Here is a 24,800-nt window from a genome sequence, read left to right as displayed (position 1 = left end):
ATCAGACCGGAAATTGATTTCCGGGCGAGAGGACTATAAGAACTCTCCAAACCTCAAATTATTCCTCCTCACCCAACGCCTCTAAATCTTCTGACGAGAACCGATTTTCCGACCCTTCAAATTCAGATTGTTCTTTCCACTTTTCTGGTACGTTTATAGCTTCTTCTAACCCAACAACGTTAGACCATTTTGTGTCACTGTCCCATCGAATATTATTGAGGTTGACACCACTGAGGTTTGCACCACTGAGGTTGGCAGCGCCGAGGTTGGCAGCACCGAGGTTGGCACTACTGAAGTCGGCAACACTGAGGTCGGCACCACTGAGGTCGGCACCACTGAGGTCGGCACTTCTGAGGTTAGCACCACTGAGGTCGGCATCATTGAGGTTGGCATCATTGAGGTTGGCTCTTCTGAGGTCGGCACTGTTGAGGTAGACACCACTGAGGTTTGCACCACTGAGGTTTGCACTTCTGAGGTTGGCATCACTGAGGTTGGCACGAATGAGGTTGGCGCTTCTGAGGTCGGCAGTTCTAAGGTCGGCACCACTGAGGTCAGAGGTTCTGAGGTTGGCATCACTGAGAAACTGACCGACAATGGCTAAAAAAGCACGCACTATCAGACTATCAGCATACCCGATAATTTTTAATAATCGATATGGGTGAAACTCCTCGCTTTCCGGTTGACCACAGGGATGAAACTGTAATTTCTCTTTGAGTTCCTCTTTTGACTGTCCATAACGATGCAACTCAAACAGCAAAATCATCACGTTTAAGCCCGTATAAATATCAACCTGTCGTTGTCCGCGTTCGATGTCTTGTTGTTGGAGTTGTCGGGCTTTTTTCTGAGGTAGTGTTTCTTCAGTAGCTTCTATAAATTCTCCATCACACCACCGCAGATAAAATTCATGAAGTCGTTCAAATAGCACTGCAAAGTAAATCTCATTTTTAATGAATTTTTTAAGTAATAATGCCATCAAATATTCCACAATCTCAGCAGTCAGATTTCCATAGCCAAACAAATCATAAACTTGCCACTCTAACTCTTTTGTAGTTACTGTATAAGAAGTCTTGCGTCGTTTGACCGTTTTTTGTGTCCATTCCTTTAACGTTTCTGTCATGCGTTCGGCACAGAGAAATTCCCCAAAACTCTTATGAAAAAACTCAACAGAATTATCAGCCGTTCCCGACTTGAGATAAAAAGCAGCCAGGGCATTTTTCAACGCTTCCTCTGAACCCGTTTGACGTGCCTTTTCTATTAGTTCCTTTGCACCCTCATCTTCTTTTTCCAGGAGTCGGCTTTCAATCATTTGAATTTTCGCAAATTCCCGTCCAGACTGCACCACACAGAGTCCGGCTTCGGCTAATAAACTGCGTAAATCTTCCGGTTCTAAACCTGTATATTTCGGATTAAGATTGTCTCCATCTTCCGTTCGTTGCTTGTTCAAAACCCACTCTAACGCCTGTTCATAAATCAGAATTTTAGCTTGACCTACATTAGCATTTTCAAACATATCAATGTGGAGTTGTTCGTCACGATGCAAAACGGCTAACAAGTAAAGTAACAGGGGTTCTTTCGCCAAATCTTTTGCTTGCTGCGGACAACGTTCATCCTGTAAAAATTGCCAAAAATTATCCGTTTTTGTTTCTGCAATTGTTGGGTCAGAATCAACGACCGTTTTCCATTTTTCCAACCACTGCTGCTGAATGGTTTCATCCATTGGGATAATTTCAACCCGTTCTAAATTTGTTGGCATTAACCGTTCAATGCCGTACAATGCTAAAGGTCTACCTGTAATTAAAACTTGATGACCCTGTTCATTATTCCTTGAACAACGTTTTTGAAAATCTGCAACTTGCTCGAGAAAGAATTTTAAATCATTCCCTTTTCCTCGTTCTAAAAGTAACTCATCAAACCCATCCAATAAAAATAGAAAGCGAGTATTTTGGTCAGTTAACCAACCCCGATCAATTCTGGTAAAATCTCGATCAATTACAGTGGCGAGTGTTTCATTAATATCATTGGAAAAACTTTTTATATCCCGCAATCGAATTAAAATCGGGGTATAAATCGGATCAAGTTCTCGTCGTACCCAGTCGGAAAACATTCGACAAAATACACTTTTTCCCCGTCCTGGCCCTCCTTGAATAAACAGAACTTGACCTTTTTTGTGGTCATTGAGTAATGTTGTTTTTGCCCACTGTTCGATATTTTGCGGATCAGAATCTTTTCTAACTTCTCCATTAGAATTAACGAGTTTCACATTCATCGGAACGTAAATTTGCCGAAAACTAAACTTCTCATCAAAAACCTTTTCTTCTGGTTTTGTAGCAATAACTTCTTCTAAATATTGGTCGATGCTGTGGTAAGCTTCGATATCTTTTTGCCAACCGTCTCCATAAATTCCCGCCAACTTTTTCGCTGAGTCTCGCACTTCTGTAACGGCTTCTTTCATGTAGCGGTGAGTCTTGCGAGAAATTCGTTCTGTTATGGTTTTTGCGGTGTTTTCATCCAGTCCAGATTCTTGAAAACGTTCGACGAGAATAGCATTAAAGACTTTTGCTAAAGGAGAATTATGGAAACAAACTAGAGTTTTTCTAGCTTCTCGATCATCTAAGTTAATTTCTTCGCCATCAACTTCTAGAGTTTCACCCAACTTTTTAATCTTTTTAGCCACTTTTTCCGATGCGGTATTTTCAATTAATTCTAGTTTGGGATGTTTTTCTAAAAAAATAGGTAAAAATTGCCGTAAACTTTCCAAATAGGCAACTTGAGAAACTAACTGAACGGAATCTTCTAAACTGGGTTCACTGCGAGTTTGTTCAGCAATATAACTTAAAATCCCTGTAGCAATGGGAAGAAAAGGTAACGTAGCCTTTGCAACCTCTCCCAAAGGGGAATTGAGAACATCCAATAACGAATCAATATTTTTAATGATGGGGGCGAGTTCTTTGGCGTTTTTATTCTCTTGTAACGCTTTGGCGAGTTCAAAAACCGCTTTTCCCCCTTCCACACCTGCGGAAACCGTCCCCGTTAAAGAGAGTTCAATGTCTGTGTTGAGAACCTTCCAAATATTGCGCCAGAGTTTTCCCGCCATTGTTAAATTTTCCTAAAAATTATCTGGTGAGTTGAGATGAACCTTTTCAATTTTAACATCGTTTAAAAACGTGACATTATCAAGTATAAATATTTAACCTTTAGTTAGACCTTACACTGGATTTGCAGTTCGTTAAAATTAGAAGCTAAAATTATAAAAGCATCAATAGCCATCAGAAACACCAAAGTTCTATGATGTAGATAGAAGACAGAACTTGACTGAGATTTCAAACTAACCTACATTTTACCGACGCTTAACCGATGAAAAATCTGAATCTGCAACCCTTCGAGGGAACTACCGGAAACCGCAACCAAATGGGGATAAGCTGGCTAATTGGTGCCGCTGCTGTTACCCTCGTTTTGTGGCAATTTTCCTGGGGAGACTATATCCTTTATCCCTTTTCAATTCTCGCCACTTGGTTTCACGAAATGGGTCACGGACTAACAGCATTACTCCTGGGAGGAGACTTCCAAAAATTAGTCATGCTTCCCAATGGTTCCGGCTTTGCGGTACATTCGGGTTCGTTATTTTTAGGTCGAATTGGACGGGCGTTAGTGGCTGCGGGCGGCCCGTTGGGGCCTGCGTTTGCGGGAGGATTATTTATTATTTCTAGTCGTCGCTACAAAAACGCTCAGATTTGTTTAATGATTCTTAGCGGTTTATTACTCTTTTCTGTGTTAGTCTGGGTGCGATCGCTATTTGGGATTTTGGCAATTTCTCTCTGGGGGGCTGGCTTATTATTCACTGCCCTAAAAACCCCTCATTGGTTCCAAGGATGGGCGATTCAGTTTTTAGGTGTACAAGCGATTATTAGCACCTACCATCAACGGGGTTATTTGTTTATGAATAAAGCCGTAATCGGAGGTCAAATGATTATTTCTGATACCGGACAAATTGCTCAACAACTGTTTCTACCCCATTGGTTTTGGGCTTGTTTAATTATTCTGATTTCTGTAGGAATTTTTGTTCAGAGTCTCAGAATTGCTTACCGCGACCAACAACAAAACTTGCTCAAATAACCTAGAAAATTGCATAAAAAATCAGCCCATATTTCACAGCAAAAAGCATTGAAATCCTGATATTTTCTGGCGTGTATCCAGGGGAGGCTTCTATGGTTTCAAACTTATATATCGCAGCAGTAGACTCCGACAGTGGTAAATCTCTTGTGCTACTGGGCATAATGGAATTGCTGTCTAAACGCATTGGTCGATTAGGTGTTTTTCGTCCGATTATTCATCGTCGAGATCAACCTGATCCCGATATTGAATTAATTCGCACCCGTTATCAACTTGATTTTCCCTATGAATCTCTCTACGCTTTAAATCACGAACAAGCCCAACATATTGTCGCCGAGGGACATTATGATCAACTCCTCAAAGTTATTCTAGAAAAATATAAAACCCTAGAACAACAGTGTGATTTTATTGTTTGTGAAGGCGCTGATACAGTTGATGTAACTTCCGCTTTTGATTTTGATTTGAATGTTCAAGTCGCCAATGATTTAGGTTCAGCAATTATTATTGTCGCGAATGGACAGGAAAAAACACCCGAAGAAGTCGTTGATGGAGTTCGCTCCGAACGAGAAGCTTTTATCGAGGAAGGATGTACAATTGCAGCCACAATTGTTAACCGAGTTTTACCCGAAAATGTTAGCACAATTACCGAAAAATTTCAAAACTGTTGGTCGTCTGAAGATCCGGTTTTTGTGTTACCTGAAGAAGAAATTCTTTGGAAACCAACCATTGGAGAAGTTGCTCAAAAAATTAACGCAAAATTCATTCATGGCGATGGAGATCAACTCAATCGTGAAGTCCATGATTGCAAAGTGGCGGCGATGCAAGTTCCTCATTTCCTCGAACACATCGACGAAGGAAGTTTAATCGTCACTCCCGGAGATCGGGCTGATATTTTGTTAAGTTGTTTAGTGGCAACTTTATCAGATAATTATCCCAATATTGCCGGAATTATCTTAACGGGAAATATCCAAATTCCTCTGAGTATTTATAAACTCATTGATGGGTTTAGCCAGTGGAGTGTACCGATTATGATGGTTAAAGAAGATACGTTTGAAACCGCAACGAAAATCAGTCAAGTTCGAGCGAGAATAACCGCAGATAATCCTCGTAAAATTGCCACCGCTTTAGGAATATTTGAGTCCTATGTGCAGGGTTCAAAAATAGAAGAACGCATCTCTGTTTCTCGCTCTCATCGCCGAACTCCGTTGATGTTTGAATATGAGTTAATTGAACGAGCTAGAAAGAATAAAAAGCATATTGTCTTACCCGAAGGAAACGAAGAACGGATTTTACAAGCCAGTGAGATTTTATTACGACGAGGTGTTGTTGATATCACGCTGTTAGGTCAAGAGTTAGAAATTCGTCAAAAAATTGCGGCTTTAGGATTAAGTTTAGATGGTGTTAATATTGTTGATCCGAATACTTCAGATTGGTATAAAGACTATGCAGAAACCTATTTTGAACTGCGAAAACATAAAGGAATTAGTCGAGATTGTGCCGCCGATGTCATGCACGATAATAGTTATTTTGCAACAATGATGGTGTATAAAGGGGTTGCAGATGGAATGGTTTCAGGAGCGGTTCATACAACGGCTCACACGATTCGTCCAGCCCTAGAATTTATTAAAACTCAGCCGGGATGTTCGATTGTTTCGAGTGTGTTTTTAATGAGTTTAGAAGATCGGGTTTTGGTGTATGGAGATTGTGCAGTAAATCCAAATCCAAATCCTCAACAATTAGCCGATATTGCCATTAGTTCAGCACTCACTGCGAAGATGTTTGGAATTGAACCTTTAGTGGCAATGTTGTCTTATTCGACGGGAGAATCAGGGAAAGGAGAAGATGTGGATAAAGTTCGGGAAGCTACTCAAATTGCTCAACAATTACGCCCGGATTTAAAACTAGAAGGGCCGATTCAATATGATGCCGCCGTTGATGAAAGTGTCGCGAAAACAAAGTTACCGGGAAGTGAAGTTGCCGGACACGCAACCGTGTTTATTTTCCCTGATTTAAACACCGGAAACAACACCTATAAAGCGGTTCAACGTTCAGCAAATGCGGTCGCCATAGGTCCGGTTTTACAAGGGTTGAAAAAACCTGTCAATGATCTCAGTCGCGGGTGTACAATTACCGATATTGTTAATACTGTTGCTATTACCGCCATTCAAGCTCAATCTCAGGGAATTAACTATTAGTTCGTAGTTGCGCTTTAGGGAAGTTAACACAGGCTGAAGCACAACTACAAACTGTTTTAACTCAACTATTTAAAAGGGCTTTTTTAAGTCAGGTATTTGAGAGTTATTATCCCCCACAATTGCTTTCATTCCCTCTAATGTTGCGGGAATACTACGCGGATCAATAAACATCACCTTACTGCTGTCACTATTCCCAATTGTTGTTCCCATATCCATATAATTTTGAGCGAGTAAAAATTGCAACGCTTCTTTGGCTTTAGGATCGCTGTTGAGAACCTTGGTAATAATTTGCAGCGCTTCAGAAGTGGCGTGGGCTTTCAACACTTGAGTTTGACGGTGGGCTTCAGCTTCTAAAATCATCGCCTTTTTATGGGCTTCTGCATCCAAAACTTGGGCTTCTGCATGACCTCGCGCACTATTAACCGCAGAATCTCGTTCCCCTTCAGACTTTAAAATTGCCGCCCGTTTTTGACGTTCTGCCGACATTTGCAACTCCATCGCATCCATGACTGCTTTCGCTGGACAAATATCACGCAACTCTACCCGAGTCACTTTCACACCCCAAGGATCGGTAGCAATATCGAGATCCCGCAACAACATTTCATTGACTTCTGTACGGGCGGTAAACGTTTGATCGAGTTCAAGTTGACCCATTTCCGAACGAATTTGAGTACGGACTAAATTCTCCATCGCTGCTTGCAAATGATTGACTTTGTAGCACGCTTTTTCTAAGTCCATAATCCGCCAATAGACCACTGCATCGACACTAATCGAAACATTATCGCGAGTAATACATTGTTGGGGGGGAATATCTAAAACCTGTTCTCGAATCGTTTCTTTATACGCCATTCGATCCAAAAAAGGAATCACAAAACTCAGACCCGGCTTCAGTTTTCGACCGTTATATTTTCCCAACGTTTCGACTAACGCTTCATCACCTTGATTAACAATTTTGACCGATCCGGCAAGACCAGAACCTCCCAATGCCAGCAGAACCAATAACAAAAAATTTTCCATTTTAAATTCCCTCAATATTTAGTCATCTTTAGCAGGCAGAAATCAGTTGAATGACCGATTATCCATGAAAAAATACAAAAATATAACAAAGACTCCTCTAATTTTAGATCTACAGTTTCAAAAGGTCTAATCTCGGAAATCACCAATTCTAAACCAAACCTCAAAGATTAATTATTCCGAAGCATTGAGTAACTGTTCTGAGATCACAATCAATGTATTGCCTTCCCTTCCAATCACAATTACCCTTTGATGAGGAGCGATGGCGATTTCACTTCCATCACAACGCGCTCGCCAAGAATTCCCTTCGTACAAAACTCGACCCGTTTGACCCGGTAAAATTTCGGTTAAAGTTTCAGCTTCTTGTGCATCTTCAATCGTCGGAACTCGGTGACTCGGAAGCCATCGTCGCAAGCCAACAATTGAACCGACCGATAAAATCATCCACAATAACACTTGTACATTGGCATAGGGAACAATTAACGATACTCCCGCCACCACAAGCGCACTCAATCCCATCATTAATTCGACAAAAGCCGTCGGAATAAACAACTCCATCATACAAAGCAACACGCCAGCGAGTAACCAAAAGATTGTCGGGTTGAGTAACATAAGCGATGGGTGTGTGGGAGAACGCAGACATCAGCACCCCAGGGGTGAAGTTTGAGCAATTATTCTATTATGTACAACTCAGAACAATCCAGCCTTGGGCTACAATCATTTTATATTTGAATTTTTCTAAGTTAAGTCCTTAAGCAATATATCTTGACTCGTGTCTTTACAAAAACTGTTCCAAATTAGTAGTGCATCGCAACCCCCGATTTACTGTCCCAACCCCACCTGTCCTCAGCCTCGCAACGCTCTTGGTCGTCAAGTTTGTGAGACGTGTCAAACTCAATTGAGTTATCGTTATCTGTGGGCTGTGGGTTCAACGGCGAGTCAAATTCAACCCGGACAAGTTGTTGGAAATCGTTATTATGTCGGGGCGACTCAAGTTTGGTTGGATACTAAACCTGCTGTACCGCCAACGATTCCTGAGTCAATCAGCGATGTGATCTTGCCTTATTTGCACCTGTATTCTCATCGTTTACACCTGCCGGGAGTTCATGGGATTTATAACTTAGGTACGACTTCTCAAAGCGAAGAAATTTTATTATTAGATAATATTCCCACCGATTCTCAGGGTACAATTTTGCCGTCAATGGCGGAAGTTTGGCCGAAAACGAAAAGTGTCCGTCAAGTGTATTGGCTGTGGCAAATGTTGCAACTTTGGACACCGTTATCCGAACAAGGGGCAGCTTATAGTCTTTTAGTTAAAGATAATCTTCGGGTTGAGAGTTGGCGAATTCGATTAATACAATTGCATCAAGGGAAAGTCAAACCCACTTTGAAAGATTTGGCAGAATTTTGGTCTGCTTTTATTGAAACGGCTGACGATGAAGTGCAGCAACCGTTACAAAAAATTTCTCAACTGATGCAAAGTTATCAGGCTTCTCTTGAAACGATTTCTGGTGAATTGAACCAACTTTTATTACAACAAGCGGCTCAATTACCTTTACATTTAGCAGTTGCGGGTCATAGTGATACGGGGCCTTTGCGATCGCACAATGAAGATAGTTGTTATCCCCGAAAAGTTGATTTAGAACAGATTGATAGCTATCCCCATAATCAGTTAATTCCTCATTTAAGTCTAATTTGTGACGGAGTTGGGGGTCACGAAGGTGGAGAAATTGCCAGTCAGTTAGCGGTGAAATCAATGCAACCGTTAATTGCAACTTTTATGAGCGAAATTAATGAGCAAGAAGGCTTAACCTCTCCCGACTTAATCATCAATCAACTCCAAGAAATTACCCGAGTGATTAATAATGTTATTTCTGCCCAAAATAATGACCAAAAGCGCTCCCTACGTCAACGGATGGGAACAACTTTAGTTATGGCGTTACAGCTTCCCCAAAAGTTAAAAACTGCCAAAAGTTTAGAGTTTAAAAATGCTCACGAATTGTATATTGTTAATGTGGGAGATAGTCGCGCCTATTGGATTACTCGGGAGTCTTGTCAAGCCCTCACCATTGATGATGATGTGATTACCCGAGAAGTGAAACAGGGTCGGAGTTTGTATTGGGAAGCCTCTCAACGTCAGGATTCTGGGGCATTAACTCAAGCAGTTGGTACCCGAGAAGCAGAATTTTTGCGTCCAACAGTACAGCGATTTATTATCGAAGAAGATGGTTTATTGTTGTTATGTTCTGATGGCTTAAGTGATAATGATTGGGTGGAAAAATCTTGGGCGGCTTATGCCCCGGCTGTCTTGCAAGGTGAAAAGTCTTTGGAGTCTGCTGTAGAAGGATGGATTAATTTAGCCAATACTCACAATGGTCATGATAATACTTCTGTTATTTTAACTTATTGTGGGGTTTCACAGCAGAAATTAATTTTGATTGATACTGTCGCTAAACCCAGTATTCCCAATGAGATTGAGTCGGAACCCACCGAAGCTTCTAAGGCGTTAATGTACGACGAGGAAGAATCCGAAAAACAACCCCAAGCAACAACTTCAGGTTTGAAAAAATGGCAACAAATTCTACTTGTTATTGGTATTGCAATATTAGTCGTTGGGGGCGGTTTAGCCCTGTGGTGGCAAATTAATCGTTCTACTGAACCTGAACCCCCAAAAGAAACCGTACAAAGAAGTTCAGTCGTCGGTTAAAAGTAGCGTAGAGGCGGGTTTATTGATGTTATTTGTTGTGATTTGTTCAAAACATAAATTCACCCCGAACCCGCCCCGACAAATTAAACCTCCACCGAAACCTGTTCCCTGTTCCCTGTTCCCTGTTCCCTATCTTGTGACGAATTCGCCCGTGTAGCCCGGAACATCCCAAAGCGGCAAAGTCCCGCACCAAAGGCTAACCGCATTAACAGCAAGGTGGGTACTTCTCGCACAGATTTGATAAAACCCGACAACCCAAAACCCAGCCATCCCTGGGGCCGAATTATTCCCTGCCAAATCGAATCTATCCAAGAGGGAAGGGTTTGTTTTGTCCAATCTGCGGTGATTACCTCGCCCTCCACGAGTCCTGTTTCCGCCAAAAGTTCAGAAAAGCCCTCAATACTCGAAAACGCCGGATGTGACCATTGATCGAGGAGTTGACGCATCACAGGTTTTTCCCAAACATTTAGGGGAATTTGACGGTCATCCCGTTGGTTCCAGTCCGCGACCACTAACACTCCACCGGGTTTGAGGACTCGCAGCAACTCTTTAGCAAAAATCGCTTTATCCGGCATATGTGGCCCTGCTTCAATTGACCAAACCACATCAAAACTCTCATCAGGGAAAGAAAGGTTCATCGCATCATCCACCTGAAATTTAGCGCTGAGTCCTTCTGGGGTCAACTCCTGGGCGCGTTTAACCTGTTGGGGGCTGATGGTGACACCTGTGACCGCAAACCCATAATCTTGGGCTAAAATGCGGCTACTTCCCCCAATTCCACAACCGACATCCAAAACCGTTGTATTTGGGGGTAATTGACCTAAGCCTCCCCAACGCACCATTTCATGTACAAAGTCTTCTTTAGCCGTGATAAAATCCTTTTGTTGGGGTGGTGAACCATAATGACCGAGGTGAATATGTTCGCCCCAGTAGTATTCTAAAATGCCGTCTTCAGTCCATTCGTCGTAGGAATTGGCAACAGAATCAGACGATTGATAACGACGGGCGCTGATTAGGTAGAATACAATGGCTAGCGTTAGGATGATTAGGAAAAATCCCAGGGTATAAAATAAATTCATTTGAAATTTAACTAAAATGACATTCAAAAAATCGACAACTCAGTTCACTACAATGGGTGACTGATTCACTTTTCTGATTCCACTTTATAATAGTCTTTCCCTCAACAAATTTTCAACTCCTAAAGTCTCCATCTGTGCTTGGTCAATGATCCTTCTATACTGTAATCTCCACTGCAAAGCATTAGAAATCGTTAGATAGCCAAGTTCAGGAGGTTGATCGATAATCCGATCAGCTAATAATTCACGCCCAATCTCATCTAAAGGTAGATTACGTTCTTCTAAAAAAGCAATAATATCATCTTTGTTCCCTTGACGTCGTAGAATCTCTCTTAAACCGTATGTTGTTTGATAGTCTCCCGTCCGTTTCTTTTCCACAAAAATAGCGTGTTGAAAATTTAAAGTGGCAGTCCGAGATTCGTGAATATCTAGTTTTTCATAAGCAAAAACAAGGAGATGATAGCCGAGTCCATATACTTTCTGACTTGCATCGCGAAATGGACAGGAAGATTGAGGTTGACGAATTGAGGTAACTTTTAAATCAACTTCTAATTCAGGAAAATCAATTCCACTAGCAGCATTTCCTAAATTATATAAGTATTTAATTCCCAAATATTGGTTAAATGTTTGTTCTACATAAGTTCCTACCGCCTTCCCATCCGTGATACCGTAAAGTTGAGGAATGGCTCTTTTTTTCAACTCTTGAACAAAGTTTCCCGCTTCTATTTTGAGAAGGGATAAAGTCAGCACTCTTGTCATAATCTTAATAATTCTAACTTAAATGGGTAATTTTAATTGTTCCCAGGTTCTTGATTTAAGCTGAATATTCTGCTGACCTATTCGTTGACAAATCCATTCTACACAAGCGGGAACCACCGCATTTCCATATAGCCTATATTGATCATAAACTCTAGCAACTCGACACCAATCATCAGGAAATCCCATAAGTCGAGCATACTCTATATTAGTCAACCGCCGAAACTTGTTTCCCACTTGGTAACGTTCATAATGTCTAGACGTTGATGCAGTTAGAGTTGAAGCTACCCCATTGACTCCAAAGATTGTATAGCCCAAACGAGCGCCTCCTCCTTGATTGTACAGAATCTCAACACCGTTACAATACCGATTTACAACTGTACTTTTTTTAATTCGTTCTTGGGTATCTGCGGTAAAATCAAACTGTGCATTTATCTCCCGTTCATCTTGAAGAATATCTTTGAGTTTTGTCTGTATTTTTTGGTTAACTAAAGCAGGTATTTCCTGAGTATACATTTTATTTTGATATGCAATTCCCCAGTTATAATTTTTAGTTTGTTGTTTGAAAACAATCGGCTGAAGACATTTTTCTAACGTTTCAACGCCCATCTCTAAAACATCACAATCCCCTTGAGTAAGTAAAACAAGATATTTTTCAATATTCGGTAAAGGGTTCTTTGTTGTCGATTTTGTTCCCAAAATAAACACGCGATCGCGATTTTGAGGAATTCCAAAATGAAGCGGATTAATCAACCGCCATTCGATCAAATAATCTAAGGTCGCTAAAGCATTTAAAATCACCCGAAAGTGATAACCTTGTTCCATTGTGAGGATTCTTTTGACATTTTCCAATAAAAAATATTGGGGTTGTTTGTCTTTGATAATTTCAACAATTCGTTCAAATAACGTTCCTCGAACTTGATCTCGAATTCCTTGCTTTTTTCCCGCAGGACTAAACGGTTGACAGGGAAACCCGGCCGTGAGAAAATCATGGTGAGGAATATCTGATAAATCAATTTGGGTAATATCTGCTAAAACAATTGAATTTTGACCGAAATTACTTTCATAAACTCGACAACTCAATTCACTGCTATCATTTGCCCAAACGGTTTCAATATTAGCCCCTTTCATTCCCAGACGAAAGCCACCAATTCCCGCAAATAATTCAATCGCCTTCAATACACTTTTCCTCAACCATTAAAATTAGCTTCCCGACTGACAACTTAATACCGCTTCTCGCAAATTCCCCTGAAACTTTTCTAACAACTTTTCTCCGTCTTCTGCTTCTAACCCAGTCCAATACATCAACAAAGCCAACTTCACAGACAAACCACTTTTATCTAATAAAACCCCGGCTTCTTTGCGACTAATTCCAGTTAAATCGGCAATCATTCTTAAGGCGCGATCGCGTAATTTCTTATTCGTTACCGCCACATCAACCATCCGATTTCCATAGACTTTCCCCAACTTTACCATCACCCCAGTTGAGAGAATATTTAACGCCATCTTTGTTACTGTTCCCGCTTTTAACCGAGTTGAACCTGCAAGAATTTCCGCCCCTACTAACAAACGAATATCTACATCAACCTCAATTTGAACTTGTTCTTGGGGAACACAAGCAATAAAAATCGTTTTCGCCCCTCGCTGACGCGCCCCCTCCAACGCCCCGTGAACATAGGGAGTTGTCCCCCCGGCGGTAATTCCCACCACCACATCGAGATCAGTAATTTCCCGATGGGCTACAGCCTGTTTACCATCTTCGTTGCTATCTTCGAGATCTTCGGAACTCCGCACCAAAGCCGCAGCACCCCCGGCGATAATGCCCTGTACCAACTCGGGAGGAGTGCAGAAGGTAGGGGGACATTCAGCCGCATCCAACACCCCTAAACGCCCGCTAGTCCCCGCTCCGACATAAAATAAACGCCCACCGTGACGCATGGCTGCTGCTATGATATCGATAGCCTGAGCTAAATCTTCACGAGAATGAGCGATCGCCAATAAAGTTTGAATATCTTCTCGATTAAATAAATCGACTAATTCTAGGGAAGTTAACTGATCTAAGTTCTGACTACTGGCATTAATTTGTTCTGTTAAAAGATGTCCTCGCGTCTGAGAATCATTCATGTTTTTGCCTTGTTGAAAATTTTTGTAATTTCATCTAGAGTAAAAAAAATCGGTTTTCGGCATTTTTATTTAACCCTAACTTCCTCCAACAGATGCCTTAAAAATTTAGCGGTTTGAATTGATATCGCCAATCAAAAATACCTATTATTTTATAATAACCCTTCCAATCGACGTCGAATATTATCGAGTTCATCTGAAGAATATTCTAAGTCAGAGTCAGACTTTTCAGCTTTTTTCTCACCCTGTTGTTCATCTTTGTTTTCTTCGGGTTGCCAATCTGTCTGTTCTACGTTACTGTCAGGAGGGACAGCCAACTCGCCCGCCTGAATGAGTTGCCAGTCATAGTTAACACTGCGACAAAATTCTTTAATTTCTTCATCCTCTAGGGCTTCAACGCTGGGAGTCGGAAAATCTTGAGCTTCTAGCAGGACACCGAAGCGAGTTGCATCCTCCTCTTCCTCAAACATTAGCACAGTGTTACGATCGCCCATCTGGATGGTATGAATTCCTTCGTTCTCTGTTCCGGCATTAAACAGTAGTACGTATACGCGCATAGCTTCCCGACTTTGTGATAATTACTTTTCTTTCTGTACTGCTCTGATGCCCGTTAGTGAACGAGCAACTTACCTCACCATACAATATCATTATTGGGGTTCAGTTTCAATTTTTTCCGGTTTCAGCAGGGAGTATAATTAAATCTCGGATCAGCACGATTAATTTATGGACAATTTTCTTTCACCTTTTTCCTTTCTTTTATACAACTCTATAAAGTTATGATCATATGATTCTTAATAATTTTCAGCAACTTGATCCAGCTTTGCAAACATTCATTCAAGATCAAGTCCAATTTCCCCTAGAATTCAAGTCGGTTATCAATAAACAGGATGAAATGTATTTGTTTGCTCTCCAAAATCATCTAATTCCTGAAAAAGCTAGAATTAGATATTATTTCAATGGTCGGCGCATTTTTGATGCAGTTCGTCAGGTTGTTCAGTGGAAATTTAAAAGCTTTAATCCAATCAACTCTTTTTTGGATTTTGCCAGTGGCTACGGACGTTTTACTCGGTTTCTATTGCAAGAAATCCATCCCGAAAAAGTTTGGGTTTCTGATATTTATACAGATGCAGTCAAGTTTCAACAAGATAATTTTGGAGTAAATGGTATTATTTCAACGGTGAATCCTGCTGAATATTCAGTTGATCAAAAATTTGATTGTATATTAGCCTGTTCTTTTTTTAGTCATATTCCCGAAAAAACCTTCACACTCTGGATGAAAACCCTTTATAACTTAATTAACCCCGCAGGGATATTAATGTTTAGTGTTCATGATCGAGACTTATTACCCTCCGAGTCAAAAATCCAATCCGATGAACTTTTATTTATCTCTCAAAGCGAAAGTAATTCTCTCGATGTCAATGAATACGGCACCTCTTATGTCGGCGAAGAATTTGTTTATAATATCGTTAATATGATTAGTGAAGGAAAAGCAATTTGTTATCGTATTCCTCAAGGAATTTGTCGCTATCAGGATTTGTATTTAGTCGCAAAACCTCCAACTCCTGAGTTTTCAACTTTACAATTTAGTCATCACCCCTGGGGACGTTTAGAACAAATTAATCTCACCGCAGAAGGTAGACTTCAGATGAGTGGATGGGTGTCTGAAATTAACCCTAATAGTAAAATTGAAGCGATTTCTGTCTCGATTAATAATCACATTGTTCAAACAGTAAAACCGATTTCCAATTCTCCTTTAGATTCTAGATTATCTTGGTCGATTCAGATTAATCTTTCGAGTATTTCTCCTCAAGATGTTATCTTAATTAAAGCGATCAATACTCGAGGTTTAGAATGGGTTTTTGAAGCAGCACCTTTAGAAGTATTGCTGGCTAATAACCCCTAACACCCGAAAATAAATCCCCCCAAATAGCAAAGCAGACAGTCGAGAGACTGTCCTAAACAGAGATGTCAAAAAAACAGCCAGCTTCTAAAATTTCTAAATTTTTTAGACAAAAAGGAACAAAAATGTGTTAAAAACTATCCTGAAATCTAATCAACAGAAGTGAACAAACATTTTAGCTGTATACTCTTAAAACCTCATGTCTAATCACACTCCAGAAATTTTTACAGAAGAAATTGATACCCTATTAGGGGGTGCGGATGCTGATACTTTTACACTGCGGAACAACGGCGATCAAATCAATGTCTTATTATTAACTCCTCCGGCTACTCAGGAAGGTACTTCTCAGTCTGAAGAAATCCTGGGTACTAGCGGAAACGATAACATTTATGGTCGTCGAGGAGATGACACCTTATCGAGTTTTACAGGCGATGACTTCCTCAATGGAGAATTTGGGGATGATTTGCTCTTTGCGGGTCAAAATGATGATATCTTGATTGGAGATTCCGGTGAAGATACATTATTTGGCGATCGCGGTTTCGATACGCTCTATGGTGGATCAGGAGCCGATGTTTTATTTGGTAATAACAACAATGATATAGTGTTTGGCGATCGCGGTGATGATACAATCTATGGCGGTCAAGGTGATGATGAACTTACAGGTGGTACGGGTAGTGACTTAATTTTAGGCGATCGTGGAAAAGATACATTAACAGGCGTTACCGGACGGGGTAAAGGTTATACGTTTATTGAAGACTTTAACCCTCAAGAAGATACCATACAATTAGTTGGAAATATCGATACTTATGAGTTGGTGAATACTCAGGACTTGCAAACCAATAATTCTGTGAGTTTACCCTCAGGAACTGCTATTATTTATGAAGATTTTGATGGTTCAACCGAAGTAATTGCCGTTGTCGCCGGAAACACCTCCCTTGATCTGAGTGCCAACTATTTTAGTTTCTTCTAATCAGGAAATCAGTAGATAGGGAGATAGCCAACTTCTATCGATTACCGATTGCCTGTTCCCTGTTCACTGTAAAATAGGGATCAGGATTTTCAGCTACCCAACCCAACTCAGAGTTATAGCGAATTTCAAAATGAAGATGAGGCTCATCGCTATCGGGTTGTCCACTGATGCCAACCTTGCCTAAAATTTCTCCAGAGGGAACGTTTTGACCGACTGTAACGGTAATCTCAGATAAGTGAGCATAACGAGTTTGTTTACCGGATTGATGATTAACCACCACTAAATTCCCATAACCCCTTCTCGCTCCGACAAAAGCAACCACACCCTCACCGACAGATAGCACAGGCGTACCAATTTTAGCAATCAAATCCACGCCACTATGAAAAACAACCCGTCCGACAGTCGGATGTAATTGCCAGCCATAACCCATTTGTACTGAGGCTTTAGCGGGGAGGGGATAGCCAGACAACACCGCCTTTGCCGGAACCACCGGGCCACCCGGAGTCCAGTTCACCCCCGGAATAAACACTAATTGGGGTTGACGTTGACAGCCATTGATTTCAAAAATCACATCCGCCTGAGCGTTATAAGCCAGAGCAATCTCCTGTAACGTACTTCCGGCCGGAATTTCCACAACAATCCCATTGTAAGGCGGAATCACAATCTCTTGTCCGACAGCCATTTGATTTTGTCGTAAAATCGGATTCATCCCCAGTAAGGTTGCTGGAATTAGGTTATATTGACGGGCAATGCTTTCGAGGCTTTCACCTGCGCCAATGCGATGGCGTTTTAAACGAGACAAAACCGGAGGTGGACAAACATTAGTCGGAGTTTGATCGCGGATAAATAAATCGTTAGCCTCCGCAGTTGTAGCTTGAAGGAGTACAACTCCCGACAAGGGAATCATCCACCCCAACAAATAAGACACAAAAATACTGAAGTATGGGCAAATCATATCGGCTTTTTTTGAGCCTCATTACACTTTGAGGATAAGCGAATCAACAAACAATATTCGAGCATTGGGTACCAAAACCCGAAAATCGAGTGATCGGATCGGGATCATTGTCCTGTTGAGAAAGAGTTCACGCTCTCCTGATCCTACCGTACCAAGGCTCCCAAAGGAGTCAAAAATTAAAAACTATCTCTCTCAGCTTAAAGATTTTTAGACTAAATTGGAAATATGAGATGAAACGGGGGATAATTCATAGGTATCTTTCCTCTGCCCCGAGTTTAATTCAGTCAACACAGGTCTGATCAACGGGTGAAAGCAGGAAAGGAAAATGGGGAATCTAACCGAGAACTCTGGTCTGATCGATAATTGTTCTGGATGCTTACCGTTTATCGCTGACATCTTTTACGGTTTGAGCGTGATAGGTTCAAAAAAAGGTAGACCCGACCAGCTTGTTTAATTTCCAACTTTAAGTAAAGACTCCAGCAGATTGTTTGCTTGGGGAGATGACGTATCCATCGGAAAAGTGCAGATGAACTTGTCTATAAAACAACTCACAGTATACTTGGCTTTACTCTCCATCGGTGGAGGCACAGGATGGTTAGGAAATCGGTATATACAAGCGAAAAACTTCACTCAAAACTCTCTGGCTGTTCCTGTGGTTCGTCAGCTACCTGCTGATACTCAACCTCTAGTTCCAGAAAGACGAGTGGTTGAACGCAGCAGTCCTAACTTTATTGCCGAAGCTGCCGAAATTGTCGGCCCGGCTGTCGTGCGAATTGATGCCGCTCGTCCATCCAAAAACGGGCCGGGTGCTTTGAATAACCCACTTTTTAAGCGGTTTTTTGGCGACCAAGTTCCAGAGTCTAGCGAACGAGTACGACGAGGAACAGGTTCCGGCTTTATTGTAGCCTCGGATGGTCGGTTGATTACCAATGCTCACGTGGTTGATGGGGCGGAAACGGTACTTGTTACCCTCAAAGATGGTCGCACTTTTGAAGGTAAAGTTAAAGGGATTGATGATTTAACCGATGTTGCGGCGATCAAAATCGATGTTAAAGACTTACCGATAGCCCCAATGGGGCGTTCTGATCGGATTGTTCCTGGACAGTGGGCGATTGCGATTGGCAATCCTTTAGGGTTAGATAATACGGTAACTGTGGGGATTATTAGTGCCACAGGTCGATCGAGTTCTCAGGTGGGGATTCCCAAAAAGCGGGTGCGGTTTATTCAAACCGATGCGGCGATTAATCCGGGGAATTCAGGGGGGCCGTTATTGAATGATCAAGGAGAAGTGATTGGGGTAAATACGGCGATTCGAGCCAATGCACAGGGGTTGGGGTTTGCGATTCCCATTGAAACGGCGGTCAGAATTGCCAATCAGCTCTTTGAAAAGGGAAAAGCTGATCATCCCTTCTTAGGGGTGCAAATGGTGGAGTTAACGCCTAAAATCAAAGGGGAAATGAGCGAACAGCTTGAAGTGAAGTTGTCTGAAGACCGAGGTGTATTGGTCGTTCGGGTTGTCGAAGATTCTCCTGCCGCCAAAGCCGGAATTTTAAAAGGAGATATTCTCCTAAAAGTTAGCGGTCTTGCGGTCATTACTCCCACTCAAGTTCAAGAAGAAGTCGAAATGCGGGAAATTGGCGAGGAGTTGGCGATTGAAGTTAACCGCGAAGGAAAGGTTCAAACCCTCAAACTGAAAACCGCCACCTTTCCCGATTCCGCTTTATCGGGGGATTGACTCTTATTGAGGGTGTAAGGGAAGTAGACAAGGGATTGACGTACTCTAAGACTAAGCTTGCGCTATAGTCTTAGATTCTCGAAGGACGTTAACCCTTACAGGCTGCGTCAAACAGACCCTAGACACTCGCTCAAAAGAGAGTTTGTGTTTACTTTTTAGACCAATACAACAACTACCGTTAGCATCCGCATTAATTAAATGACCGCTTTTTGTTCGGTACAATCCACGCTTAACTCGCTTTCCTGAAAACTTAGGTTGGGCAGGATTATCAGCGTTATAAACAGGGATTTCATCACGCTCAAGACTAGATGCTTTTGAAGTGTAACTTTCTTCTTGTTCAACATAGTTTAACCCGTATCGCTCACAGAGGCTTTTCAGCTTGGCACGAAGAGTAAAGATCGGAATTTGAACAAAGTTTTGATTGTTGCGTTTGCCCAAATTAGTGTTTTGTTTAAGGGTTGGGTTATATCCCACAACAATCGTTCCAATCTTTCTACTAAGACAGAAGTTCACAACATATCTAGCTGCTTTGTTTAAATAGTCATTGACTTGATTTTTCCGTCGATAAGACAACCAAGCCTCTTGCTTGGTAAAATGCTCAATCCCCTGTTTTTCTTGGTGAGAAATTAGTCTAGCTCGACGCTTATTAAACCATTGATTAACTGATTTTAACCAACGACCATCAATGATAAAAGATTCCGAAGTAGAACTAACAACCGTTGCCAGATTATTCAATCCCAAGTCAATAGAAATCGCTTTTTCTGGATTAACATCTGCTGGTTGTTGGTTAGACTCGTAAATAAAAGCAGCGTCTAATAATCTCCCTTTTTGCTTGGGGAGAATTCGGATTTCTTTGATTCGATTTCCTCTCAAATTAGGAGGAATTGTTATGTAAACCGCCCCCTGTTCTCTGGTGTATTTACGAGAGGTAGGAATCTTGATTTTCCAGTTGTCTTTGGCAAAATTATGTCTGGCTCTAATTGGAATAATCAAGGGAAAAAAGCCATCTTTGGGCAGGTATCTAGGAAGATTAATTTTCTCTTGTAATACACCTTCTTTTTTCATTGATAGGAGTTTCAAGAATGCCTGAAAGCATCTATCAACGTATTTGAGGGTTTGTTGACCGCAATCAGTTGCTAAGAGTTGATAATTTTCATTCTCCTTGCATAGATGATAATTAGACTCATAACTGAGGTACTTGTTTTCCTGAAAAAAATCTTGACGAATTGTATAAAGCCCAACATTAAACAAGTTTTTGGACAAGTGACACAGGTTAGCCAAATTATCTTTTTCGGACTGATTCAGTTTAAGTCTAACTGTCTGAGTTAACAACATGAGCTGATCCGCTATATGTTCTTTATATAAGCGGAAACTTATCTAGATGTCAACTAGACCCTGACCGAAATTCCCCTACGACCAAGCTCCGCTATGGTCGCAGTACCCTTTCTCCGGAGCGATGGGATAACACTAATTAATCACCAATCCCTACTTCTGAATTTCTACTCTCGTTTTTCTCTTTTGGGGGAATTAGGAGAGGTTGAGGAGACTTGACCAAAACTTTCATCCAAGTGCATCCGTTGTTCCATCTGACGCAGAAAATATCCGGTCATCATCGCTGAGGCTAACAGCCCTGCTAGGTTCTCCCGGCTAGTTGTAATCTGCACATCAAAGTCATCAGAGGGTAATACACCAATCAATCCCTGAACATTTTTGGAAATGATTTCTTTGATTTCTGGGCTAGCGGATTGGGCAATGTGAGATAGGATCTCTGGATGTTGGTGTTGTAAATAACTCAATAAAGCGTTTTCTGAGGTTTCGTTACCATTGGATTTGATGAAGTCGGAGTAAAAGACCATGAGGTGATTCCGAATGTCTGCCTGCTGTACTTAATAGTTTAAACCACGACGGAAGAAATGGTTAGAGAAAATCTGAAAAAAAGATGAGATAGTAGAATTTTATTGATGATCATTATCGAGTCTACTCTAGTTTGAGTTGATTTGAAGCACCCTCTCACCAATCACTCACTCAATTTTTGCTTCCGCTTGAGAGTCGTAATGACGATATTGATCACGATTAGTGCGCGCAGGATCTAAACACTCTAATTTTAGTGTCATCGAAACTACTCGATCTTAAGATAGCATAACTTGACCCCTCTTTTCAAAAAAACGACTATCGAGATTGTTTTAACTCAGTGTTATACGGTGATTGAGCTTGGAAAACACTTAATCACTTCTGTGATCCTGAGATGATTGATGGGGAGTTGAGGAGATTGATCTAGATCATTATTTTTTCACTTTTATATGATTTAGGGAAATATTAAATAATAGAAGGGTTTGAACATTCGCTCCAATTCCTTGAAGTTATCTTAAAAATACAAAAAGGGAGATAAAATAATTTTCCTCCCTAAGTGTCTTTTTTGCTAAATTTTATTCAGTTTTTATCACCGGGGATTGATAGGAGTTATAGCCAACTCGAATCACTCACAATTCCACTAGCGAACGGCTCACTCATAGCGATCATGGGATGATGAATAGTCTCATCCAATTGTGGTGTTGTACAAACCATTTGATCTACAACAATTAGACTCGGATCAATAGCTATCGGATCAATAATGATCATCTCGTCTGACACTAGCTCATTCATCTCATCTGTTAAGGGATTAACAATATCTTCTGGGATGATTTGTAAGTGACTCTCGATCACCAGATCAACTTGTTCAAGCAGATCATTGATCAGAGGATCAACTCCATCAATCACTTGATCAATTCGGGTATCTGTTTCTGCATTTAAGCCTTCACTGAGAATCTCACTGACTTGATTCATAATCTGATCGATGCTCTGATGAAGACTCTCTATAATGGGATCGAGAGTTCCCTGAAGATCTTCAACGAGAAGATTAGGATTTACGGAGTTAACATTTTCTGAAGACTGTAAATCTTGAAAAAATTCAGTAGCCATGTGTCAGTTCTCCTATTAACAAAAATCAAGTATTAACAAAAATCTAGCTTGAGTCGGGTGAAAAATTCAGTTGATTGATGCTTTAGAGAAAAGAACATAGAAATCCGATTGGACTCGGAAAATTCAAATATCCAAATTTTAGGCTGCTGCAAAAATCGGGAAACCTGATCTTCACAAATCCATGAAGACTGCTACATTAAGTTTTACCAAAACCCCAGGAATAACAGTGAGTCTGATCAAATAAAACTCTAGTGCTGTTATTTACCAGTATATCTATTTTTCGCTGCCATTTTGATCCGGTTCATCACCACCCTGAACGGGAAAACTGAGAGACAATTGCTGAGGAAGCTTATCCACCTGAAAATATTGGTGAAACTTTTTCGTCACTTGTAACCAATAAGAGCGGGTGTCTTTTTGTTTGCGCTTGTGAATAAATCCTAATTCCACTAATTCGTGAACCTGTTGATAAGCCCCTGAACCTCGCAGATCAACAAGATCAGTTTGAGCAATTCCGTCATTAAGTGCGATCGCCGCCAAAGTTCTTAAGGCTCCGACTCCCAACTCCGGTTGTATCAAAGTATCGACTAAATCTGCATAGGTTTGACGTAATTGTAAAGCATAGTATCCCTTCTTCATTTCTAGCACTTCTAAGGCACTTTCTCGATGAGCATAATCAGACATCAGTTGAATTAAAGCGTCTTCGACTTCCCCGCGATCGCATTTAATCAGTTCCGCCAGATCACTTAAGGAAACGGGTTCTCCCTTCAGATATAAAATAGCTTCGACTTTGGCTAGTATACTCATTTAATCAACAAAAAAATCCAACAATCAAAACGAATCGCTGTTGTCGTCTATTAAACCGTGATCATTTTGACCAAGTTAAAAAAAACTAAAATTTTCACAGCAAATTATTCTCGCTGTCTGGCTAACTTTCTTTCCCGAATAGCTTCTAAATGTTGTTTCAGTAATGTAAGCTGTTCGCCCTTGTCCTGTTGTCCATAAAATTCACTCGCACTGAGCAGATTAACAACACTATCATCATCTTGACGCAAATTTGCATAAGCCAGTCCGCGATTGTGATAAGCTTCAGCTAGAGTAGAAACTTGTTGAATTGATCGACTAAAGTAATCAATTGCTTTGCGATAATTTTTTTGCTGATAGGCGCTATAGCCCTGCTGAAACTGAACTGCCGCTTCAGTACCCGCGTCCGAGTCCGGGAGTATTGCAGGCAATGGAATCGCGTCTTCAAATAAAATCGAAAGACTACCTGCACCCCAGTAGGCATAAATCATCGCACCAATCCCAACCCCCGCAACGACAATCACCAATGTCAACCAGGTTAGAAAGCTTGCTATCTCCATAGGGCAGGGAATCTCAGGTTAATTAACGAGTCAACTCAAAGATGATAGCATTTTCGCTCAGAAGTTCAGAAATCACGAATCAACAGAGAGATGTAATCTAGTATACGATTTGCGTTACTTTGAGTGGCTTCAAGGTATTTTCTGAATGTGATACAATCAAAAAACGCGAAAACCAAGCGATTAAAGCATTTAAGGCTTGACATCCCAGAGAATTCTTGTCTAGTGGGCAGCCTGTAAAAAGGTAACTGAGTAAAGCCATCAGTTTTAAATTTCCTGAAAATAGTGGAGTAGAGATCCAAAGTTGTGATTGAAAACTCAATAATAGGTTGGGTTCCAGCCGATTTTCAGCCTGTGGACAGGGTGCTGCCGACAGTCCTGGTTTGAAACAGGAAGCAAACAGTGCAAAAGTGTTGTAATGCGACGTTTTGTACAGGTTTTGTAGAACAGTCAACCGTAACCCTTAACAAAACAGGACTGTGCGCGTTCTAACCCTAAAACTTGATTTGTGGGGAGGTTGGGAAGTGGGGAGGTTGGGAAGTGGGGAGGTTGGGAGGTCGGGAGGTCGGGAGGTCGGGAGGTCGGGAAGTCGGGAGGTCGGGAGGATTTTTATTAATAAAAAGTTATTTTTCATCTTCAAAAAGACCTCTCCCCACCACCCCCGTCACCCCATCAACCTCGGCAATTTTTAACTCGGGAAGCGAGTCATCCGCAAGCACCGCCAATTCAGAGGCGGTGAACGGATAACTGAGAATGAAACAGCCCTGCTTAACAAAAGAGGGATTATTGATCAATGCTCCTGATGGTGACGATAAAAGCTGATCTTCGGTGAGTTCTGACCATTTACTGCAAAATGACCCATAATAGGACAAAATAGGACAAAGAGGAATTGGATATGATAGTCAGATCTATCTACTAAACCTCGATTCGTGTGAGGAGAGAGAG

The 24,800-nt window shown here is 41.2% G+C and carries 21 protein-coding genes; 6 read left to right on the top strand and 15 right to left on the bottom strand.

The annotated features are described in order from the left end of the window. Positions 1 to 58 precede the first annotated feature (58 nt). The gene (locus tag L8106_RS15300) at positions 59 to 3,094 is read right to left on the bottom strand and encodes a pentapeptide repeat-containing protein (RefSeq protein WP_009785250.1); all 3,036 of its coding nucleotides are present in this window, start codon (positions 3,092 to 3,094) and stop codon (positions 59 to 61) included. A 260-nt stretch (positions 3,095 to 3,354) separates the two neighbouring features. Between L8106_RS15300 and L8106_RS15295 the strand changes: the two genes are divergently transcribed. Together L8106_RS15295 and pta are read left to right on the top strand one after the other, a co-directional pair. After that, positions 3,355 to 4,113, top strand: a complete 759-nt coding sequence (locus tag L8106_RS15295) for a M50 family metallopeptidase (RefSeq protein ID WP_009785249.1) — start codon at positions 3,355 to 3,357, stop codon at positions 4,111 to 4,113. Positions 4,114 to 4,205: 92 nt separating this feature from the next. Further along, entirely contained in the window at positions 4,206 to 6,305 is a 2,100-nt protein-coding gene (gene pta, locus L8106_RS15290; RefSeq protein ID WP_039896430.1) for a phosphate acetyltransferase, read from the top strand. Positions 6,306 to 6,374: 69 nt separating this feature from the next. Here the strand turns inward: pta and L8106_RS15285 are convergent, their stop codons facing one another. Next, positions 6,375 to 7,322, bottom strand: coding sequence for an SPFH domain-containing protein (locus tag L8106_RS15285; RefSeq protein WP_009785247.1), 948 nt, complete (start codon positions 7,320 to 7,322; stop codon positions 6,375 to 6,377). Positions 7,323 to 7,493: 171 nt separating this feature from the next. Further along, a complete protein-coding gene (locus L8106_RS15280; protein ID WP_009785246.1) occupies positions 7,494 to 7,931 on the bottom strand; it encodes an NfeD family protein in 438 nt (145 codons plus the stop codon). A 160-nt stretch (positions 7,932 to 8,091) separates the two neighbouring features. Between L8106_RS15280 and L8106_RS15275 the strand changes: the two genes are divergently transcribed. Continuing rightward, positions 8,092 to 10,026 (top strand): protein phosphatase 2C domain-containing protein, encoded by a 1,935-nt coding sequence (locus L8106_RS15275; protein WP_009785245.1) that lies wholly within the window; start codon positions 8,092 to 8,094, stop codon positions 10,024 to 10,026. 83 nt (positions 10,027 to 10,109) lie between these two features. On the opposite strand, the gene L8106_RS15270 is transcribed toward L8106_RS15275, so the two are convergent. The 5 genes from L8106_RS15270 to L8106_RS15250 all read right to left on the bottom strand — a co-directional run bounded on the left by L8106_RS15270 (position 10,110) and on the right by L8106_RS15250 (position 14,536). Further along, complete coding sequence (locus tag L8106_RS15270; protein ID WP_039896446.1) at positions 10,110 to 11,105, bottom strand: methyltransferase domain-containing protein; 996 nt, start codon at positions 11,103 to 11,105, stop codon at positions 10,110 to 10,112. Between the two features lie 84 nt (positions 11,106 to 11,189). Beyond that, positions 11,190 to 11,861, bottom strand: coding sequence for a hypothetical protein (locus L8106_RS15265; protein WP_009785243.1), 672 nt, complete (start codon positions 11,859 to 11,861; stop codon positions 11,190 to 11,192). 18 nt (positions 11,862 to 11,879) lie between these two features. After that, complete coding sequence (locus L8106_RS15260) at positions 11,880 to 13,037, bottom strand: DNA cytosine methyltransferase (RefSeq protein WP_009785242.1); 1,158 nt, start codon at positions 13,035 to 13,037, stop codon at positions 11,880 to 11,882. A gap of 24 nt (positions 13,038 to 13,061) precedes the next feature. Next, positions 13,062 to 13,982 (bottom strand): N-acetylmuramic acid 6-phosphate etherase, encoded by a 921-nt coding sequence (gene murQ, locus L8106_RS15255; protein WP_009785241.1) that lies wholly within the window; start codon positions 13,980 to 13,982, stop codon positions 13,062 to 13,064. Positions 13,983 to 14,131: 149 nt separating this feature from the next. Further along, positions 14,132 to 14,536: a DUF3110 domain-containing protein gene (locus tag L8106_RS15250; protein ID WP_039896429.1), complete on the bottom strand. Its 405-nt coding sequence runs from the start codon at positions 14,534 to 14,536 to the stop codon at positions 14,132 to 14,134. A 227-nt stretch (positions 14,537 to 14,763) separates the two neighbouring features. On the opposite strand from L8106_RS15250, the gene L8106_RS15245 reads away from it, so the two are divergent. Together L8106_RS15245 and L8106_RS15240 are read left to right on the top strand one after the other, a co-directional pair. Beyond that, positions 14,764 to 15,882 (top strand): bifunctional 2-polyprenyl-6-hydroxyphenol methylase/3-demethylubiquinol 3-O-methyltransferase UbiG, encoded by a 1,119-nt coding sequence (locus L8106_RS15245; RefSeq protein ID WP_009785239.1) that lies wholly within the window; start codon positions 14,764 to 14,766, stop codon positions 15,880 to 15,882. Between the two features lie 196 nt (positions 15,883 to 16,078). Further along, positions 16,079 to 16,849: a calcium-binding protein gene (locus L8106_RS15240; RefSeq protein ID WP_009785238.1), complete on the top strand. Its 771-nt coding sequence runs from the start codon at positions 16,079 to 16,081 to the stop codon at positions 16,847 to 16,849. A 34-nt stretch (positions 16,850 to 16,883) separates the two neighbouring features. Here the strand turns inward: L8106_RS15240 and L8106_RS15235 are convergent, their stop codons facing one another. Next, complete coding sequence (locus tag L8106_RS15235) at positions 16,884 to 17,804, bottom strand: M23 family metallopeptidase (protein WP_156803690.1); 921 nt, start codon at positions 17,802 to 17,804, stop codon at positions 16,884 to 16,886. A gap of 526 nt (positions 17,805 to 18,330) precedes the next feature. On the opposite strand from L8106_RS15235, the gene L8106_RS15230 reads away from it, so the two are divergent. Further along, positions 18,331 to 19,539 (top strand): HhoA/HhoB/HtrA family serine endopeptidase, encoded by a 1,209-nt coding sequence (locus tag L8106_RS15230; RefSeq protein ID WP_009785236.1) that lies wholly within the window; start codon positions 18,331 to 18,333, stop codon positions 19,537 to 19,539. A gap of 51 nt (positions 19,540 to 19,590) precedes the next feature. Here the strand turns inward: L8106_RS15230 and L8106_RS15225 are convergent, their stop codons facing one another. From L8106_RS15225 to L8106_RS32230, 6 genes are all read right to left on the bottom strand, one after another. After that, positions 19,591 to 20,874 carry an RNA-guided endonuclease TnpB family protein gene (locus tag L8106_RS15225; protein WP_009785235.1) on the bottom strand — a complete coding sequence of 428 codons (1,284 nt, stop codon included), beginning with the start codon at positions 20,872 to 20,874 and terminating at the stop codon, positions 19,591 to 19,593. A gap of 164 nt (positions 20,875 to 21,038) precedes the next feature. Beyond that, complete coding sequence (locus L8106_RS15220) at positions 21,039 to 21,395, bottom strand: DUF760 domain-containing protein (RefSeq protein ID WP_009785234.1); 357 nt, start codon at positions 21,393 to 21,395, stop codon at positions 21,039 to 21,041. Between the two features lie 604 nt (positions 21,396 to 21,999). Next, on the bottom strand, positions 22,000 to 22,497 hold the full coding sequence (locus L8106_RS15215) for a hypothetical protein (RefSeq protein WP_009785233.1): 498 nt from the start codon (positions 22,495 to 22,497) through the stop codon (positions 22,000 to 22,002). A gap of 273 nt (positions 22,498 to 22,770) precedes the next feature. Continuing rightward, positions 22,771 to 23,301, bottom strand: coding sequence for an SMC-Scp complex subunit ScpB (scpB, locus tag L8106_RS15210; RefSeq protein ID WP_009785232.1), 531 nt, complete (start codon positions 23,299 to 23,301; stop codon positions 22,771 to 22,773). A gap of 104 nt (positions 23,302 to 23,405) precedes the next feature. After that, the gene (locus L8106_RS15205) at positions 23,406 to 23,858 is read right to left on the bottom strand and encodes a tetratricopeptide repeat protein (protein ID WP_009785231.1); all 453 of its coding nucleotides are present in this window, start codon (positions 23,856 to 23,858) and stop codon (positions 23,406 to 23,408) included. A 620-nt stretch (positions 23,859 to 24,478) separates the two neighbouring features. Next, positions 24,479 to 24,649: a hypothetical protein gene (locus L8106_RS32230; protein WP_009785230.1), complete on the bottom strand. Its 171-nt coding sequence runs from the start codon at positions 24,647 to 24,649 to the stop codon at positions 24,479 to 24,481. Positions 24,650 to 24,800 lie beyond the last annotated feature (151 nt).

Source organism: Lyngbya sp. PCC 8106 (assembly GCF_000169095.1).
In the GTDB taxonomy this organism is placed as follows: domain Bacteria; phylum Cyanobacteriota; class Cyanobacteriia; order Cyanobacteriales; family Microcoleaceae; genus Capilliphycus.
Note: the sequence above shows the minus strand (reverse complement) of the source record. Positions and strands in the feature narration are given on the sequence as shown.